Genomic DNA, 15,534 nt, shown 5'->3' with positions numbered 1-15,534 from the left:
CCCACCTGGAGCCTCCCATGACCCAGTCCACCCTGCGCAACGGCCCCGATGCCCATGGCCTGTTCGGCGCATTCGGCGGCCGCTACGTGGCTGAAACCCTGATGCCGCTGATCCTCGACCTGAACCGCGAATACGAGGCGGCCAAGGCCGACCCGGCGTTCATCGAGGAACTGGCCTACTTCCAGCGCGACTACGTCGGCCGTCCCAGCCCGCTGTACTTCGCCGAACGCCTGACCGAACATTGCGGCGGCGCGAAGATCTACCTCAAGCGCGAAGAGCTGAACCACACCGGCGCGCACAAGATCAACAACTGCATCGGCCAGATCCTGCTGGCACGGCGCATGGGCAAGAAACGCATCATCGCCGAGACCGGCGCCGGCATGCACGGCGTGGCCACCGCCACCGTGGCTGCGCGCTTCGGCCTGCAATGCGTGATCTACATGGGCACCACCGACATCGAGCGCCAGCAGGCCAACGTGTTCCGCATGAAGCTGCTGGGCGCCGAGGTGATCCCGGTGGTCGCCGGCACCGGCACCCTCAAGGACGCCATGAACGAAGCGTTGCGCGACTGGGTGACCAACGTCGACAGCACCTTCTACCTGATCGGCACCGTCGCCGGCCCGCACCCGTATCCGGCCATGGTCCGTGACTTCCAGGCCGTCATCGGCAAGGAAACCCGCGAGCAGTTGCAGGCCCAGGAAGGGCGCCTGCCCGACAGCCTGGTGGCGTGCATCGGCGGCGGTTCCAACGCCATGGGCCTGTTCCACCCGTTCCTCGATGACACCAGCGTCGAGATCATCGGCGTCGAGGCGGCCGGCCACGGCATCGAGACCGGCAAGCACGCCGCCAGCCTGAACGGCGGCGTACCGGGCGTGCTGCATGGCAACCGGACCTTCCTGCTGCAGGACGACGACGGCCAGATCATCGACGCCCACTCGATTTCCGCCGGTCTGGACTACCCCGGCATCGGCCCGGAACACGCCTGGTTGCACGACATCGGCCGCGTCCAGTACACCTCGATCACCGATGACGAAGCCCTGGCCGCGTTCCACCAGTGCTGCCGCCTCGAAGGCATCATTCCGGCCCTGGAGAGCTCCCACGCCCTGGCCGAAGTCTTCAAGCGCGCGCCGAACCTGCCCAAGGATCACCTGATGGTGGTCAACCTGTCCGGTCGCGGTGACAAGGACATGCAAACCGTCATGCACCACATGCAACAGTCCCAGCAGGAGAAACACTGATGAGCCGCCTGCAAGCCCGCTTTGCCGAGCTGAAACAACAGAACCGCGCCGCCCTGGTGACCTTCGTCACCGCCGGCGACCCGGGCTACGACACCTCCCTGGCGATCCTCAAGGGGCTGCCCAAGGCCGGTGCCGACGTGATCGAGCTGGGCATGCCCTTCACCGATCCGATGGCCGACGGCCCGGCGATCCAGTTGGCGAACATCCGCGCCCTGGCTGCCAAGCAGAACCTGGCGAAAACCCTGCAGATGGTTCGCGAGTTCCGCGCCGAGAACAACGACACCCCGTTGGTACTGATGGGTTACTTCAACCCGATCCACTACTACGGCGTGGCACGCTTCATCGAAGAGGCCAAGGCCGCCGGTGTCGACGGCCTGATCGTGGTCGACCTGCCGCCGGAGCATAACGGCGAACTGTGCGACCCGGCCCAGGCCGCCGGCCTGGACTTCATCCGCCTGACCACCCCGACCACCGACGACGGCCGCCTGCCGACCGTCCTCAATGGCAGTTCCGGCTTTGTCTACTACGTCTCGGTCGCGGGCGTGACCGGTGCCGGCTCGGCCACCCTGGAACATGTCGAAGAGGCGGTCAGCCGCCTGCGCCGCCACACCGACCTGCCGATCAGCATCGGCTTCGGCATCCGTACCCCGGAACAGGCCGCCGCCATCGCCCGCCTGGCGGACGGTGTGGTGGTCGGTTCGGCCCTGATCGACCAGATCGCCAAGGCCGAAACCGGCGAACAGGCCGTCGATGGCGTGCTGAGCCTGTGCGCGGCGCTGGCGGAAGGGGTGCGTGGCGCGCGCCACTGATTCGCCGAATAGTCGCTACATCAAAGGGCTTCAGTGCTACAGCGCTGAGGCCCTTTTTCATGGGCGTAAAAGTCCTTTCCCTACCAAGTATTCAGAGACGCTAACCGATTCACCGGCGATGGGCGTTTATTGGCAGAATTCCCTTCTACAAGCGCCAACCATTGAACGCTCGTACCGCCTTTTAAACGGTGGATCGCGCCAGTCCTAACGTGCTGGATCGTCTCGACTTCAAGAATGGGCCATCATGACACGTCCCCTTGCCTCCCTTTCAAGTTCATCAACTATTCCTCCCGGCATGTTACAAAGCGAGCAGTCGGGGAAAAACTATAAAGCCAACCAGCAATTGCAAGATGGCAAGAACGTTCCCGCTCAAGCAGGGCCCAACGCACAGATAAATTTTCTCAACAAGCAACGCGCGGAGATGCTAGAACTCAAGGCTAAGGCTGCTTTATTACAGGTAAAAAACCAACCCAAGAAAGTTTTTTTGAGCTATTCAAAAAAAGACAGTCAATTTGTCGTCAGCGATAATCTGAATTTTAGAAAAAAACTGGCTATCAAGCTTGGGCTCAGCGACGGTGGATATTCAAGCGCCCCCTTCAACCCAAAATTTCACAACATTGCCAACCCTGGTCAAAGAGTCAAAATCGAGGATTTGATCGAACGTTTGGATAACAGTCAACAGCGCGTCACTTCAGAAATAAAACTTAACGAAACTCTCAACTCAGGGAATAAGTTGGACGATATTGGTGAACCTCCACCAGCACCCGGCAACCTGAAGTTTGTCAAACAAGAAGGCTCGCCCCCTGAAACATCACCGCCTGTCAAGCCACCACGCAACTTTGAATATAGCGCTCCCGCCCAGGATATTCGAGCCGAACGGTCAACGACAGCTGCTGGCCTACCTAATGAAAGTTCCGATACCGAAGACTCCACAGACAGAGAATTTGATGAGCTATATAACTCATACACAGCGCTTGCTCAAATGTCTGCTGACGCCAGAGACAAAGAATTTGACGAAATATTCGGATACGAACAAACAGCGCCTGGTAGCCAGGGCGCGTCATTATCATTAGCCAACCCTGGACACTCTGAAGCCGACAAGGGTGCCGTGCCAATCCGACCACCGCGAAAGAGAGATGCTCTGAACGATCAGAAAAAAAACCAGAGCCCCTCTGAAGATAGGTTAACAGGAATAAAGAAAGGTCACGTTAAAAACCTCATCTCTCGCTATGAGGAGCTGAACACGGACAATTCGGATAAATCGCCTGGCACAAGATAATTCATCGGACTTTTCCAAAGCGACAGAAAAGAGATCATTGCCAGCAGCAATCAGCCGCCCTGGTGACCTTCGTCACCGCCGGCGACCCGGGCTACGACACCTCCCTGGCGATCCTCAAGGGGCTGCCCAAGGCCGGTGCCGACGTGATCGAGTTGGGCATGCCCTTCACCGACCCAATGGCCGACGGCCGCCTGCCCACCGTCCTCAATGGCAGTTCCGGCTTCGTCTACTACGTCTCGGTAGCCGGCGTGACCGGTGCCGGCTCGGCCACCCTGGAACACGTGGAGGAGGCGGTCAGCCGCCTGCGCCGCCACACCGACCTGCCGATCAGCATCGGCTTCGGCATCCGTACCCCGGAACAGGCGGCCGCCATCGCCCGCCTGGCGGACGGCGTGGTGGTCGGTTCGGCCCTGATCGACCAGATCGCCAAGGCCGAAACCGGCGAACAGGCCGTCGATGGCGTGCTGAGCCTGTGCGCGGCGCTGGCGGAAGGGGTGCGTGGCGCGCGCCACTTATCCAGCGAATAGTCGCTACACCCAAGGGCTTCAGTGCTACGGCGCTGAGGCCCTTTTTCATGGGCGTCATAAAACTTTGCCTACCTGGAATTCAGAAGTGATCGCCGATTCGTTGATAAAGAGCGATTGCTGAAAGCGCCGTTCGATATCGGCGCCCGAGTATTCCAACTGGTAGCTCGCGTCGACTCACAACATGAAAACTCAAACAGGAACAAAGGACCCTATATATGCCTCCCCCAATCAAAATGTCAGCCCCAGGCTTGTTGGCAGTTAGAGAAAACTCTATAAAATCTGCCGAAGCCAGTATTGAATATTATAAAAACCAAAACACCTTCATTGACAAGTTGATCAGCACCGTCAACTGCCAACCTCAAAAAGGTTTTCTTAAATTAGACAAAGAAAATAGCCCTTACCTAAATGAAAAGCTAACCATAGGAATAATAACGGGAAAACACAGAATAGAAAACTCAAGACTACCCGAGAACATCAGAAATCTTGGTATAGATCTGAAGTTCGGAAAAATGACATCCCGAGCAGATATCATCTCAAAACTTGAGAACAGAAAGAGCGAAAACAAACATGGCATTGAAACAAACAAGTTAATAATAAAAAACAACAGGAAAAAAATAGCTGAAGCATTGGCAACTCAAAAAGAAAAACCCTCTGAAAAAACTGAAATCCAACAAGAAAAAAACAATATTCCCTCAACAGAAAATCCAGCCCAAAATACCTCAAAGCTCTCGATAATATTAGAAGGAGGTGAATCCACCTTTAATGAGAGGAAGCCTGAATCCAGCAATCCAAAAAAACCGAAACCATACCCAAGAAATATACATTTCAATAGAGTTTCTCCCACATTGCTTATAGAGAAACCCGCTCAGGGAAAAACAAACAATACCATTCAGGGCGGAAATACAGCCAATCCCAGTAAAGGTATGGGGCCATCCAACACAACCGAAGAACAGACTGGAAATTCTCAATTAAAACCACCGAAGGATTTTTTAAATTTCTGGTTGAGGGATAGCGGCAAACCTTTAAATAAAACAGCCAACAAACCCTTCTCCAGAAACCCCAGCACCTGATTAATCAAGTTACAAACAGGAGTTCCCTGAAAATAGCAACCCTTAAAAATATACAAAAACGGGGACTGATTTATTTTCTCTAATGGAAGCAAAAACAATCCGACTCTATAAAGCGAATGCCTAGCTAACTTAAAACTTTCAGGAGCCTGGCCATCGGTGGCAAGGGCTCCTACGTTTTACTTTTTCACGAAGGAACAAAAATGCCGTTTGGAATCGGAAAAAGAAATATTCAAAATATCCTCAATGCCCCCCGTGACCTCAGTAACTGCCAGAAAGAAATCAATAATTTGAAGAAAGGGCTTGAGCATGTGCGTAACCGGGAAAGAATATTTCTCGAACAGAAAGATCGAATCAAAGAACACCGGGCCATTGCCAATGAATTGCTAGAAGCCATCTCCAAGGCCGAGCCGCACTGTAAATCCTACCGAAAGTACACATCACCCTGGAGGCTAAGCGAAAACCAACGACCGTTCGTACGCTTTAAAAATGGACGTATACATATCACGCCACGAATGGGAGCCAGACTATATTGGCTAACCAAGATCGACAGGGTCTTCAATACGGATTTCACAAGGGCACCTTCAAATAATGATGGCGGCTACGATAAAGCTTCTGCCCGCATAAGCAAGCTCAATGAATATACGGGTGCCAGGATCAACAGTGTATGTAGTCGAAATGACCTAAGCGTACTTAAGGAAATATCGAGTGTTAATATACAAGAACAGGCCTTGGTCAGTAATGTTGCCAGCATGGAAAAATATGAAAAAGCCTTGGGTGAAAAACAATCAGAAGAACAAGTATACCAGGACAAAGTCGCAATCAAGCAGGAGATGACAAAAGCCGCCTTCGAGCTCTTCGCCAAACCGGGAGCCGTCGATTACCTCAACAACGAGAAGACGAGTAAGAAGCCGTCACTTCCAGAAACCCTCAAGAATATTTCTCGCAAGGATCTAAACCAGCTCTTGAATGACGGTTTTTCAGCGCAGGTGTCCGAACAAACCGGCAGCTACCGTTACGAAGAGCTTCTATCACCCAGGGAAATCGCGTTCTACCAGAACCGGGTGGAGGATAAAACCTCCGCGCCCATCAACAAGTTCATGCCTGTAGATCCTCCTGCGCCAGCTCGAACAGATGCCAACGTTGTCTTTATCATCACTGGTACACCCGGCGAAGCGCAGATCGGGGAGACCCGCTACAAGGTGTTCAGGCAAGGCTGTCGATACACGACTACGTCGATAGAAAAAGCAGAGGATGGCAGGACTCATATCTACCTGAAGCAGGAAAAAAGCTCGGCATTGAAAAGTTGAGCCAGGAGGGCTCTTGCTGCTGTTGCAGCACGACGAAAAGCGCCTCTAAGCAGCCGAAGGTAAAGCTCCTGATACAAAGGAATCTATACCTTTCCACACAGACTAAATGGCAAGACCCGTGAGGTTTGAAGGCCCGTCTTCGAACCTCCTTTCGCTGTATGGGCTGTAGTGAGGAAAGCCATGATGAAAATGTCCAAACACCTGGTCGCCGGCCTGGGTGTGTTGATACTCGGTGCCAGTCCGCTGTTGCAGGCGGCACCGGCCTAGTCTCGGGAGCTGGCTTGAGCGCCTCATCGGCGGGAAGAGTTAACCCCCAGGCGACCATCCGGGGGAGATCAGAAGATCGACAGATCCAGCGGCCGCACCGCCCCCATCCAGATAGCATGATCGCGGTGATCCGCCAGGTCATCGCCCGTCAGGGGGTGGGTGAATATCACCAACCCCTGGCGATTGAGCGCCAACCACGGCACCACCGCGCCAAACTGCTCGGCGTCGAAGGCCAGTTGGCAGCTCCAGTCCGGGTGCGGCCCCACCAGCCGCTCATGCACCCGCCCCATCTTCAGCGGGAATGTCGCCGCCGCCCGCTCGCACAACTCACGGGCCTGGTCGAGGGTCGAGGCATCGAAATAGACATGGGCGTGGTAACCCTTGATTGCTGGCATACCGCTCTCTTTCAAAAACTCTGATCGATCCCCCACGCTACACCGCAATCGACGGCAAGCCCAGCCCCACCAGCGATTGCGCACTGCTGGCCTGCTCGGCCATCAGCCAGTCGAAGAACCGCTGGATCAACACCCCGCGCCGTTTGCGCGGCGGCAGCACCACGTAGTAACCGAAGGTCGACAGCACCGTCTGGTTGATCGGCCGGCACAACAGGCCCTGCTCCAGCAGGTTATCCACAAGGTGCCGCCAGCCGATGGCCACGCCCTGGCCGCCGATCGCCGCCTGGATCAGCAGCGTGTAGTTGTCGAAGCGCAGTTGCCCCGGTGCCGGCGCGCTGGTCAGGCCCAACTCGCGAAACACCCCGGCCCAGTCGAACCAGTGGCTGCTGTTCTCGCCCTTGAGGTGCAGCAAGGGAAACTCCAGCAACGCCTCGGTCGCCAGCGGCCGCTCGCGGCCCTGGAGCAACTGCGGGCTGCACACCGGGAACACTTCCTCGCTGAACAGCCAGTGGCTTTCGCCCTGCTTGAAGCGGCCCTGGCCAAACAGCACGGCCACGTCGATGTCGCTGCGCAGCATGTTGTGGCTGCGCTCGCTGGTCACCAGGCTGACATCGACCAGCGGGTTGGCCGCATGGAAACGGTGCAGCCGCGGCATCAGCCAGTACGCGGCGAAGGCGAAGTCGGTGGCGACCTGCAGCACCTCATGCCGGCTATGGGCAGTTACCGCACTCAGGCCACTGTCGATGCTCTGCAGGCCCGCCTGGACCTGCTCGAACAGCAGCAGGCCGGCCTCGGTCAGTTCGATGCCCCGGTAAATGCGGTCGAACAGCCGTGTCGCCAGCTGTTCCTCCAGGCGCTTGATCTGCTGGCTGATCGCCGGCTGGGTAGTGCCCAGCTCGACCGCCGCGGCGGTGAAACTGCGATGACGGGCCGCCGCTTCGAACACCCGCAGCAGGTCGAGAGACAACTCACCCAGCGCATCAAACATAAGCGGTACTTATCCTAGTCATTGTGTGGCATGGGCTTTACCGTCCGAGGGCAAAGGCCACATGCTCGATCGCAGCACTATCGCATAACAATTGACTATGGAACGCCGCGATACCATGAAGCGCAAGAACATTCTCTTCATCATGGCCGACCAGATGGCCGCGCCGCTGTTGCCCCTCTACGGCCCATCGCCGATCAAGCTGCCGAACCTGAGCCGCCTGGCCGCCGAGGCGGTGGTGTTCGATGCCGCCTACTGCAACAGCCCGCTGTGTGCCCCTTCGCGCTTCACCCTGGTCAGCGGCCAGTTGCCAAGCAGGATCGGCGCCTACGACAACGCCGCCGATTTCCCCGCCGACGTTCCGACCTACGCCCACTACCTGCGTCGCCTGGGCTACCGCACCGCGCTGTCGGGCAAGATGCACTTCTGCGGCCCCGACCAGCTCCACGGCTACGAGGAACGCCTGACCAGCGACATCTACCCGGCGGATTACGGCTGGGCGGTGAACTGGGACGAACCGGACGTGCGCCCCAGCTGGTACCACAACATGTCCTCGGTGTTGCAGGCCGGGCCCTGCGTGCGCACCAACCAGCTGGACTTCGATGAAGAGGTGGTGTTCAAGGCCCAGCAGTACCTGTTCGACCATGTGCGCGAAGGCGGCGACCGGCCCTTCTGCCTGACCGTGTCGATGACCCATCCCCACGACCCGTACACCATTCCCAAGGCGTTCTGGGACCTGTACCGCGACGAGGACATCCCGCTGCCGCACACGCCGGCCCAGGCCAGCCTCGACCCGCACTCGCAGCGCCTGCTCAAGGTCTACGACCTGTGGGACAAGCCGCTGCCTGTGGATAAGATCCGCGATGCGCGCCGCGCCTACTTCGGCGCCTGCAGCTACATCGACAGCAACGTCGGCAAGCTGCTGCAGACCCTGGAAGACATCGGCCTGGCCGACGACACCCTCATCGTGTTCTCCGGCGACCACGGCGACATGCTGGGCGAGCGCGGGCTCTGGTACAAGATGCACTGGTTCGAGATGTCCGCCCGGGTACCGCTGCTGATCAGCGCACCGGGGCAGTTCGCCGCCAAGCGGGTCGGCGCCGCCGTGTCCACCGCCGACCTGCTGCCGACCCTGGTGGAACTGGCCGGCGGCCGCGTGCAGGCCGACCTGCCGCTGGACGGCCGCTCGCTGCTGCCACACCTGGCGGGCGAGGGCGGGCACGACGAGGTGTTCGGCGAATACATGGCCGAAGGCACCGTCAGCCCGCTGATGATGATCCGCCGCGGTGCGTACAAGTTCATCTACAGCGAAGACGATCCCTGCCTGCTCTACGATATCCACAACGATCCACGGGAAGAGGAAGACCTCAGCCAGTCACCGCAGCACCAGCCACTGTTCAACGACTTCCTGGCCGAAGCCCGGGCGAAATGGAACATCCCGGCGATCCACCAACAGGTGCTCGCCAGCCAGCGACGCCGGCGCTTCGTCGCCGACGCCCTGACCCTCGGAAAGCTGAAGAGCTGGGACCACCAGCCGATGGTAGACGCCAGTCAGCAATACATGCGCAACCATATCGACCTCGACGATCTGGAGCGCAAGGCCCGTTATCCACAACCCTGCCAAAACCAATAACGAACACAAGGGGAAGCCATGAAGAAGTTATCCACAATCCTCTGCGCCGGGCTGCTGGCCGCGAGCAGCCTGGGCGCCCATGCCGACCCAGCCTGCGACACGGTGAAAATGGCCGATCCGGGCTGGAGCGACATCGCCGCGACCAACGCCATCGCCAGCCTGCTGCTCGAAGGCCTGGGCTACAAGGCCAAGGTCGACACCCTGGCGGTGCCGATCACCTACGGTGGCCTCAAGGATGGCCAGGTGGACGTGTTCCTCGGCAACTGGATGCCGGCGCAGCAGGGCTTCCATGACAAGTTCATCGCCAACGGCGATGTCACGCAACTGGCGAAGAACCTCGAAGGCACCGAATTCACCCTGGCGGTCCCGGACTACGTGTGGGACGCCGGCGTGCATGACTTCGCCGACCTGCACAAGTTCGCCGACAAGTTCGACAAGAAGCTCTATGGCATCGGCTCCGGCGCACCGGCCAATGCCTCGCTGGCACAGATCATCAAGAACGACGAGTTCGACCTGGGCCAGTGGAAGCTGGTGGAGTCCAGCGAGCAGGCGATGCTGGCCGAGGTCGGCCGGTCGATCAAGAAACAGAAGTTCGTGGTGTTCCTCGGCTGGACGCCGCACCCGATGAACGTGCAGATCAAGATGCATTACCTCAAGGGCGGCGAGAAGTACTTCGGCGACAGCGGAAGCGTCTATACCGTGACCCGCAAGGGTTATGCACAGGCCTGTCCGAACGTCGGCAAGCTGTTTGCCAACCTGGGCTTCACCCTCGACATGGAAAACAGCATCATGGCCGAGGTGGCGAACAGGAAGCTGAGCAATGCCGACGCGGCCAGGGCCTGGATCAAGGCCAACCCGGCGGTGCTGGACAAGTGGCTGGACGGGGTGAAGACTGCGGATGGCCAGGATGGGCTGGCGGCGGTGAAGGCCAGGCTCTGAGCTTCGGGCTGCCTGATTCATCTGTTACCGATCATTCCCACGCTCCGCGTGGGAATGACTCTCTGGACGCTCGGCGTCCGCTCTTGTGACCCACAGCGTCACAGGCCGCATTCCCACAGGGAGCGTGGGAACGACCAACGATCACCAGGCCTTCTGGCACACTGCCCCCGACACGACTCATCCAACCGAGAACCCCATGGGCCGGACCAACCGCCACGCATTCCTGCCATTTCTCAGCTGGCTGCCCCGGCAGAGCCGCGCCAGCGTCAGCCGTGACCTGGTCGTCGGCCTGAGCGGCGCCATCCTTGCCCTGCCGCAATCGGTGGCCTACGCCCTGATCGCCGGCCTGCCGCCGGAGTACGGCCTGTACGCGGCCATCGTGCCGGTGCTGATCGCCTGCCTCTGGGGCTCGTCCTGGCACCTGATCTGCGGGCCCACCGCGGCGATCTCCATCGTCCTGTTCGCCAGCGTCAGTCCGCTGGCCGTGCCCGGCAGCCAGGACTACATCACCCTGATCCTGCTGCTGACCTTCATCGCCGGGATCTTCCAGTGGCTGCTGGGCCTGCTGCGCTTCGGCGCCCTGGTGAACTTCGTTTCGCATTCGGTGGTGCTCGGCTTCACCCTCGGCGCCGCCGTGGTGATTGCCCTCGGCCAATTGCCCAACCTGTTGGGCATCGATGTTCCCAACCAGGCCACCGCGCTCAATAGCCTGCTGGCGCTCATGCAGCATATCGGCGAAATCGACCGGCCTTCGCTGGCGCTAGGGCTCGGCACGCTGGTGGTCGGCCTGCTGCTCAAGTCGCTGCTGCCGCGCTGGCCGACGTTGCTGATCACCCTGGTGCTGGCCAGCCTGCTGGTCTGGCTGTGGCCGGCGATGTTCGGCCACGTGCAACGGGTCGAGGGTTTCGTCGGGCGCCTGCCGCCGTTCAGCCCGTTGCCGCTGGATCTGGAAGCTGTGCTGCGGCTGCTGCCCAGCGCCGTCGCCGTGGGCATGCTCGGGCTGGTGACGAGCCTGTCGATCGCCCGCTCGTTGTCCGCCCGCTCGCAGCAGTTGCTCGATGCCAATCAGGAAGTGCGTGCCCAGGGCCTGTCGAATATCGTCGGCAGCCTGTTTTCCGGCTACCTGTCCGCCGGTTCGTTCACCCGCGCCGCCCTCAGTTACGAGGCCGGAGCCTGCTCACCGCTGGCCGGGGTGTTCTCGGCACTGTGGGTGGCGCTGTTCGCGGTGTGCGGCTCGGCGCTGATCGCCCACATCCCGATTCCGGCCATGGCCGGCAGCATCCTGCTGATCAGTTGGGGGCTGGTGGATCACCGCGGCATCCGCGCACTGTTGCGCGTCAGCCATGCCGAGTTCGCGGTGATGTCACTGACCTGCGTGGCGACCCTGCTGCTGGAGCTGCAGACGGCGATCTATGCCGGGGTGCTGGCCTCGCTGTTCTTCTACCTCAAGCGCACCTCGCAACCCCGGGTGCAGCACTGGCGCGACGGTGACGAAGAGGTGCTGCGGGTCGGCGGGTCGATCTTCTTCGGCGCCAGCCATTACCTGCAGGTGCGCCTGCAGCGGTTGAAAGGGCCGCGGGTGGTGATCGAAGCGCAGCAGATCAACTTCATCGACTATTCCGGGGTGGAGATGCTGCACCAGGAGGCGCGCCGGCTGGCGCGGGAGGGGCGCAGCCTGACGTTGAGGAAGGCACGGGCGCAGGTGGTCGAGGAGTTGGTCAAGCTCGAGGGTGTGGATAGGTGCCCGATCCGTTTCGAGGATTGAGCACGCTCTCCTGATGCACCGCCGTTCCCATGTACAACGCTACCCCTTGTAGGAGCCGGGCTTGCCCGCGAACCGCCAAAGGCGGCCATTCATCCCGAAGCAGTGTGGCGCCGGTAAAATCGCCTTCGCGGGCAAGCCCGGCTCCTACAGGGGCTGCGGCGATTGATGATCGTTCCCACGCCAAGCGTGGGAACGATCGAAGTTTGACCGGGAAAGAGTATCTACAAGGTTCGCGGTAACTTGTGGAATTCAGGCAGCCAGCAGGCGCCGCAACTCGGCCAGCACCGGCGCCGTGTCCGGGCGCACGCCACGCCACAGCTCGAAGGCAACCGCCGCCTGTTCGGCGAGCATGCCCAGGCCATCCAGGGCCACCGCCGCCGATTGCGCGCTGGCCCAGCGGCAGAATGCGGTCGGTTCCTTGCCGTACATCATGTCGTAGCAAACGGTCTTGCCGGGTTCGACCAGGCTCGGCGCAATCGGCGGCACATCGCCGGACAGGCTGGCCGAGGTGGCGTTGATGATCAGATCCACCGGCTCGCGCAACCACTCGAAACCGCTGGCGGACACCGGCCCCAGATCGGCGAACAGCTCGGCCAGCAGCTCGGCCTTCTCGACGGTGCGGTTGGCGATCACCACCGACGCCGGTTGCTGCGCCAGCAATGGCTCCAGGGCACCGCGTACCGCGCCGCCGGCCCCCAGTAGCAGGATGCGCTGGCCTTGCAGGCTGAAGCCGGCGTTGACCTCAAGATCGCGCACCAGCCCGGCACCGTCGGTGTTGTCGCCCAGCAGGCTGCCATCGGCCAGTTTGCTCAGGGTATTCACCGCGCCGGCTCGCCGCGCCCGGTCGGTCAGGCTGTCGGCCAGGCGGAAGGCCTCTTCCTTGAACGGCACGGTGACGTTGGCGCCACGACCTTCCTGGAAGAACGCCCGGGCACAGCCGGAAAAATCGTCCAGCGGCGCCAGCAGCGTGCTGTAGTCCAACCGCTGGCCGGTCTGTTCGGCGAACAGGCGGTGGATCAGCGGCGACTTGCTGTGGCCGATGGGATTGCCGAAGACAACGTAACGATCCATCAAACAGGGTCCTGTCGGGGCTGGCGGGCCAGCGGTCAGATCAATAGGGTGGGAATTCGGTCGTTGCGGGCTAAACCGCCAGCCAATCCCGATCCTGCAGGAAGTACTCGGTCAACCGCGCCTCTTCGCTACCCGGCTCGGCCTTCCAGTCGTAACCCCAGCGCACCTGCGGCGGCAGCGACATCAGGATCGACTCGGTACGCCCACCCGATTGCAGGCCGAACAGGGTGCCACGGTCGTACACCAGGTTGAACTCCACATAACGCCCACGGCGGAATTCCTGGAACTGGCGCTGCTGCTCGGTCCAGGCCTGCGCCTTGCGCCGCTGCACGATCGGCAGGTAGGCCTCGATGTAGGCATCGCCGATCGCCCGCATGAAGGCGAAGCAGGTGTCGAAGTCCCACTCGTTCAGGTCGTCGAAGAACAGGCCACCGATGCCCCGCGGTTCGTTGCGGTGCTTGATGTGGAAATAGCTGTCGCACCAGGCCTTGTAGCGCGGGTAGACATCCGCCCCGAACGGCGCGCAGGCCTGTTCGGCGACACGGTGCCAGTGCACGCAGTCTTCCTCGTTGCCGTAGTAGGGCGTCAGGTCGAAACCGCCGCCAAACCACCAGACCGGCTCTTCGCCTTCCTTCTCGGCGATGAAGAAGCGCACGTTGGCGTGGGAGGTCGGCACATACGGGTTGTGCGGGTGGATCACCAGGGACACCCCCAGCGCCTCGAAGCCGCGCCCGGCCAGTTCCGGCCGGTGGGCACTGGCCGAAGGCGGCAGGCCGGCACCGAAGACGTGGGAGAAATTCACGCCACCTTTCTCGATGACCTGGCCGTCGGCGATCACCCGGGTCCGTCCGCCGCCACCGGCAGGGCGGGTCCAGGCGTCTTCGACGAAACGCGCACCGCCATCCTCGGCTTCCAGCGCAGCGCAGATACGGTCTTGCAGGTCGAGCAGGTAGGCTTTAACGGCTTCGGTGCGGGTAGTCATGGCATCACCTGGAATCGGGCAAAGCTACGCGGCAGATCTGACGTGCCGGCGGCAAAAGGCCCGTAGCATAACACCGTGCCCGTGACAGTCGCAGTTGACGAAGGTCAAGCGAAGGAGTCCGATAGGGGATCTTCAGGCTTTGCAAGAAATCATTTCAAGGAGCGTATCGATGGCCAAGCGAATCCAGTTCCGTGCCCATGGCGGCCCCGAAGTCCTCGAGTATGTGGACTACACCCCCGCCGAACCGGGACCACAGCAGGTCAGGGTGCAGAACAAGGCGATCGGCCTGAACTTCATCGACACCTACTGGCGCAGCGGCCTGTACGCACCGCCGAGCCTGCCTTCCGGGCTGGGCGGCGAGGGCGCCGGGATCGTCGACGCGGTGGGCAGCGAAGTGACCCGCTTCAAGGTCGGCGACCGGGTCGCCTATGGCACCGGGCCGCTGGGCGCCTACAGCGAGTTTCACCTGCTGCCGGAGGCGCATCTGGTGAAGCTGCCGGAGCAGATCGACTTCGAGCAGGCCGCCGCGGTGATGCTCAAGGGCCTGACCGTGCAGTACCTGCTGCGCCAGACCCACGAACTCAAGGCCGGTGAAACCGTGCTGTTCCATGCCGCCGCCGGCGGGGTCGGGGCACTGGCCTGCCAGTGGGCCAAGGCCATCGGGGCGAAGCTGATCGGTACCGTGAGCTCGGCGCAGAAGGCCGCCTATGCCAAGTCCCTGGGGGCCTGGGAAACCATCGACTACAGCCATGAGGATGTGGTGAAGCGGGTGCTGGAGCTGACCGATGGCAAGAAGGTTCCGGTGGTGTACGACGGGGTCGGCAAGGATACCTGGACGACGTCCCTGGATTGCCTGTCACCGCGGGGCCTGCTGGTGAGCTTCGGCAACGCTTCGGGGCGGTGGAAGGCGTCAACCTGGGGATTCTGTCGGCCAAGGGCTCGCTGTACGTGACCCGGCCGACCCTGGGCACCTACGCCAGTAACCCACAGCAGTTGCAGGCCATGGCCGACGAGTTGTTCGGGCTGGTGATCGGTGGCCAGTTGAAGGTCGAGATCGGCGCGCGCTACGGGTTGGCCGAGGCGGCCAAGGCGCAAACCGAGCTGGCGGGGCGGCGGACGACCGGGTCGACGGTGTTGCTGCCCTGAGGTCGTGGGGGATGGCCGCTGCCTGGCAGCAGCGGTTCGCGGGCAAGCCACGCTCCTACAGGCATGGCGTCGTGCACTTGTATCGTGTGCACCCAATACCTGTAGGAGCAGGGCTTGCCCG

At 60.8% G+C, this 15,534-nt stretch carries 13 protein-coding genes and 1 pseudogene; 10 read left to right on the top strand and 4 right to left on the bottom strand.

What is annotated here, in order from left to right; translation table 11 throughout:
* Positions 1-17 precede the first annotated feature (17 nt).
* The 6 genes from trpB to ACZ5KU_RS00155 all read left to right on the top strand — a co-directional run bounded on the left by trpB (position 18) and on the right by ACZ5KU_RS00155 (position 6,230).
* On the top strand, positions 18-1,238 hold the full coding sequence (trpB, locus tag ACZ5KU_RS00180; RefSeq protein WP_054061180.1) for a tryptophan synthase subunit beta: 1,221 nt from the start codon (positions 18-20) through the stop codon (positions 1,236-1,238).
* Entirely contained in the window at positions 1,238-2,047 is an 810-nt protein-coding gene (gene trpA / locus ACZ5KU_RS00175; RefSeq protein WP_416771169.1) for a tryptophan synthase subunit alpha, read from the top strand. The genes trpB and trpA overlap by 1 nt, the downstream gene beginning before the upstream one ends.
* A 244-nt stretch (positions 2,048-2,291) precedes the next feature.
* The gene (locus ACZ5KU_RS00170) at positions 2,292-3,326 is read left to right on the top strand and encodes a hypothetical protein (protein ID WP_152974559.1); all 1,035 of its coding nucleotides are present in this window, start codon (positions 2,292-2,294) and stop codon (positions 3,324-3,326) included.
* On the top strand, positions 3,326-3,853 hold the full coding sequence (locus tag ACZ5KU_RS00165; protein ID WP_464737449.1) for a geranylgeranylglyceryl/heptaprenylglyceryl phosphate synthase: 528 nt from the start codon (positions 3,326-3,328) through the stop codon (positions 3,851-3,853). Before ACZ5KU_RS00170 ends, ACZ5KU_RS00165 begins: the two co-directional genes overlap by 1 nt.
* Positions 3,854-4,068: 215 nt before the next feature.
* The gene (locus ACZ5KU_RS00160) at positions 4,069-4,923 is read left to right on the top strand and encodes a hypothetical protein (protein WP_152974525.1); all 855 of its coding nucleotides are present in this window, start codon (positions 4,069-4,071) and stop codon (positions 4,921-4,923) included.
* 200 nt (positions 4,924-5,123) lie between these two features.
* On the top strand, positions 5,124-6,230 hold the full coding sequence (locus ACZ5KU_RS00155) for a hypothetical protein (protein ID WP_464736699.1): 1,107 nt from the start codon (positions 5,124-5,126) through the stop codon (positions 6,228-6,230).
* Between the two features lie 335 nt (positions 6,231-6,565).
* Here the strand turns inward: ACZ5KU_RS00155 and ACZ5KU_RS00150 are convergent, their stop codons facing one another.
* Positions 6,566-6,892, bottom strand: a complete 327-nt coding sequence (locus ACZ5KU_RS00150) for a DOPA 4,5-dioxygenase family protein (protein WP_054061331.1) — start codon at positions 6,890-6,892, stop codon at positions 6,566-6,568.
* A 37-nt stretch (positions 6,893-6,929) separates the two neighbouring features.
* Positions 6,930-7,880, bottom strand: coding sequence for a choline sulfate utilization transcriptional regulator (locus tag ACZ5KU_RS00145; protein WP_054063406.1), 951 nt, complete (start codon positions 7,878-7,880; stop codon positions 6,930-6,932).
* A 115-nt stretch (positions 7,881-7,995) separates the two neighbouring features.
* Here ACZ5KU_RS00145 and betC point away from each other — a divergent pair, with 115 nt between their 5' ends.
* The 3 genes from betC to ACZ5KU_RS00130 all read left to right on the top strand — a co-directional run bounded on the left by betC (position 7,996) and on the right by ACZ5KU_RS00130 (position 12,214).
* The gene (gene betC / locus ACZ5KU_RS00140; RefSeq protein ID WP_464736698.1) at positions 7,996-9,510 is read left to right on the top strand and encodes a choline-sulfatase; all 1,515 of its coding nucleotides are present in this window, start codon (positions 7,996-7,998) and stop codon (positions 9,508-9,510) included.
* Positions 9,511-9,528: 18 nt separating this feature from the next.
* Positions 9,529-10,449 (top strand): choline ABC transporter substrate-binding protein, encoded by a 921-nt coding sequence (gene choX, locus ACZ5KU_RS00135; protein WP_273824868.1) that lies wholly within the window; start codon positions 9,529-9,531, stop codon positions 10,447-10,449.
* A 196-nt stretch (positions 10,450-10,645) separates the two neighbouring features.
* On the top strand, positions 10,646-12,214 hold the full coding sequence (locus tag ACZ5KU_RS00130) for a SulP family inorganic anion transporter (protein WP_464736697.1): 1,569 nt from the start codon (positions 10,646-10,648) through the stop codon (positions 12,212-12,214).
* Positions 12,215-12,463: 249 nt separating this feature from the next.
* On the opposite strand, the gene aroE is transcribed toward ACZ5KU_RS00130, so the two are convergent.
* Positions 12,464-13,285 (bottom strand): shikimate dehydrogenase, encoded by an 822-nt coding sequence (aroE, locus tag ACZ5KU_RS00125; protein ID WP_054063410.1) that lies wholly within the window; start codon positions 13,283-13,285, stop codon positions 12,464-12,466.
* Between the two features lie 70 nt (positions 13,286-13,355).
* Positions 13,356-14,267: an oxygen-dependent coproporphyrinogen oxidase gene (hemF, locus tag ACZ5KU_RS00120; RefSeq protein ID WP_419737192.1), complete on the bottom strand. Its 912-nt coding sequence runs from the start codon at positions 14,265-14,267 to the stop codon at positions 13,356-13,358.
* 169 nt (positions 14,268-14,436) lie between these two features.
* Here hemF and ACZ5KU_RS00115 point away from each other — a divergent pair.
* A pseudogene (locus ACZ5KU_RS00115) lies at positions 14,437-15,413 on the top strand (NADPH:quinone reductase).
* Positions 15,414-15,534 lie beyond the last annotated feature (121 nt).

This window comes from Pseudomonas sp. Tof1, from assembly GCF_055390395.1.
This window is presented reverse-complemented; position numbering and strand designations above follow the sequence as displayed.

Excerpts from the sequence above, each read along its gene's own strand:
- trpB (WP_054061180.1), top strand. The coding sequence starts at position 18 with ATGACCCAGTCCACCCTGCGCAACGGCCCCGATGCCCATGGCCTGTTC.
- trpA (WP_416771169.1), top strand. The coding sequence starts at position 1,238 with ATGAGCCGCCTGCAAGCCCGCTTTGCCGAGCTGAAACAACAGAACCGC.
- ACZ5KU_RS00170 (WP_152974559.1), top strand. The coding sequence starts at position 2,292 with ATGACACGTCCCCTTGCCTCCCTTTCAAGTTCATCAACTATTCCTCCC.
- ACZ5KU_RS00160 (WP_152974525.1), top strand. The coding sequence starts at position 4,069 with ATGCCTCCCCCAATCAAAATGTCAGCCCCAGGCTTGTTGGCAGTTAGA.
- ACZ5KU_RS00155 (WP_464736699.1), top strand. The coding sequence starts at position 5,124 with ATGCCGTTTGGAATCGGAAAAAGAAATATTCAAAATATCCTCAATGCC.
- ACZ5KU_RS00150 (WP_054061331.1), bottom strand. The coding sequence starts at position 6,892 with ATGCCAGCAATCAAGGGTTACCACGCCCATGTCTATTTCGATGCCTCG.
- ACZ5KU_RS00145 (WP_054063406.1), bottom strand. The coding sequence starts at position 7,880 with ATGTTTGATGCGCTGGGTGAGTTGTCTCTCGACCTGCTGCGGGTGTTC.
- betC (WP_464736698.1), top strand. The coding sequence starts at position 7,996 with ATGAAGCGCAAGAACATTCTCTTCATCATGGCCGACCAGATGGCCGCG.
- choX (WP_273824868.1), top strand. The coding sequence starts at position 9,529 with ATGAAGAAGTTATCCACAATCCTCTGCGCCGGGCTGCTGGCCGCGAGC.
- ACZ5KU_RS00130 (WP_464736697.1), top strand. The coding sequence starts at position 10,646 with ATGGGCCGGACCAACCGCCACGCATTCCTGCCATTTCTCAGCTGGCTG.
- aroE (WP_054063410.1), bottom strand. The coding sequence starts at position 13,285 with ATGGATCGTTACGTTGTCTTCGGCAATCCCATCGGCCACAGCAAGTCG.
- hemF (WP_419737192.1), bottom strand. The coding sequence starts at position 14,267 with ATGACTACCCGCACCGAAGCCGTTAAAGCCTACCTGCTCGACCTGCAA.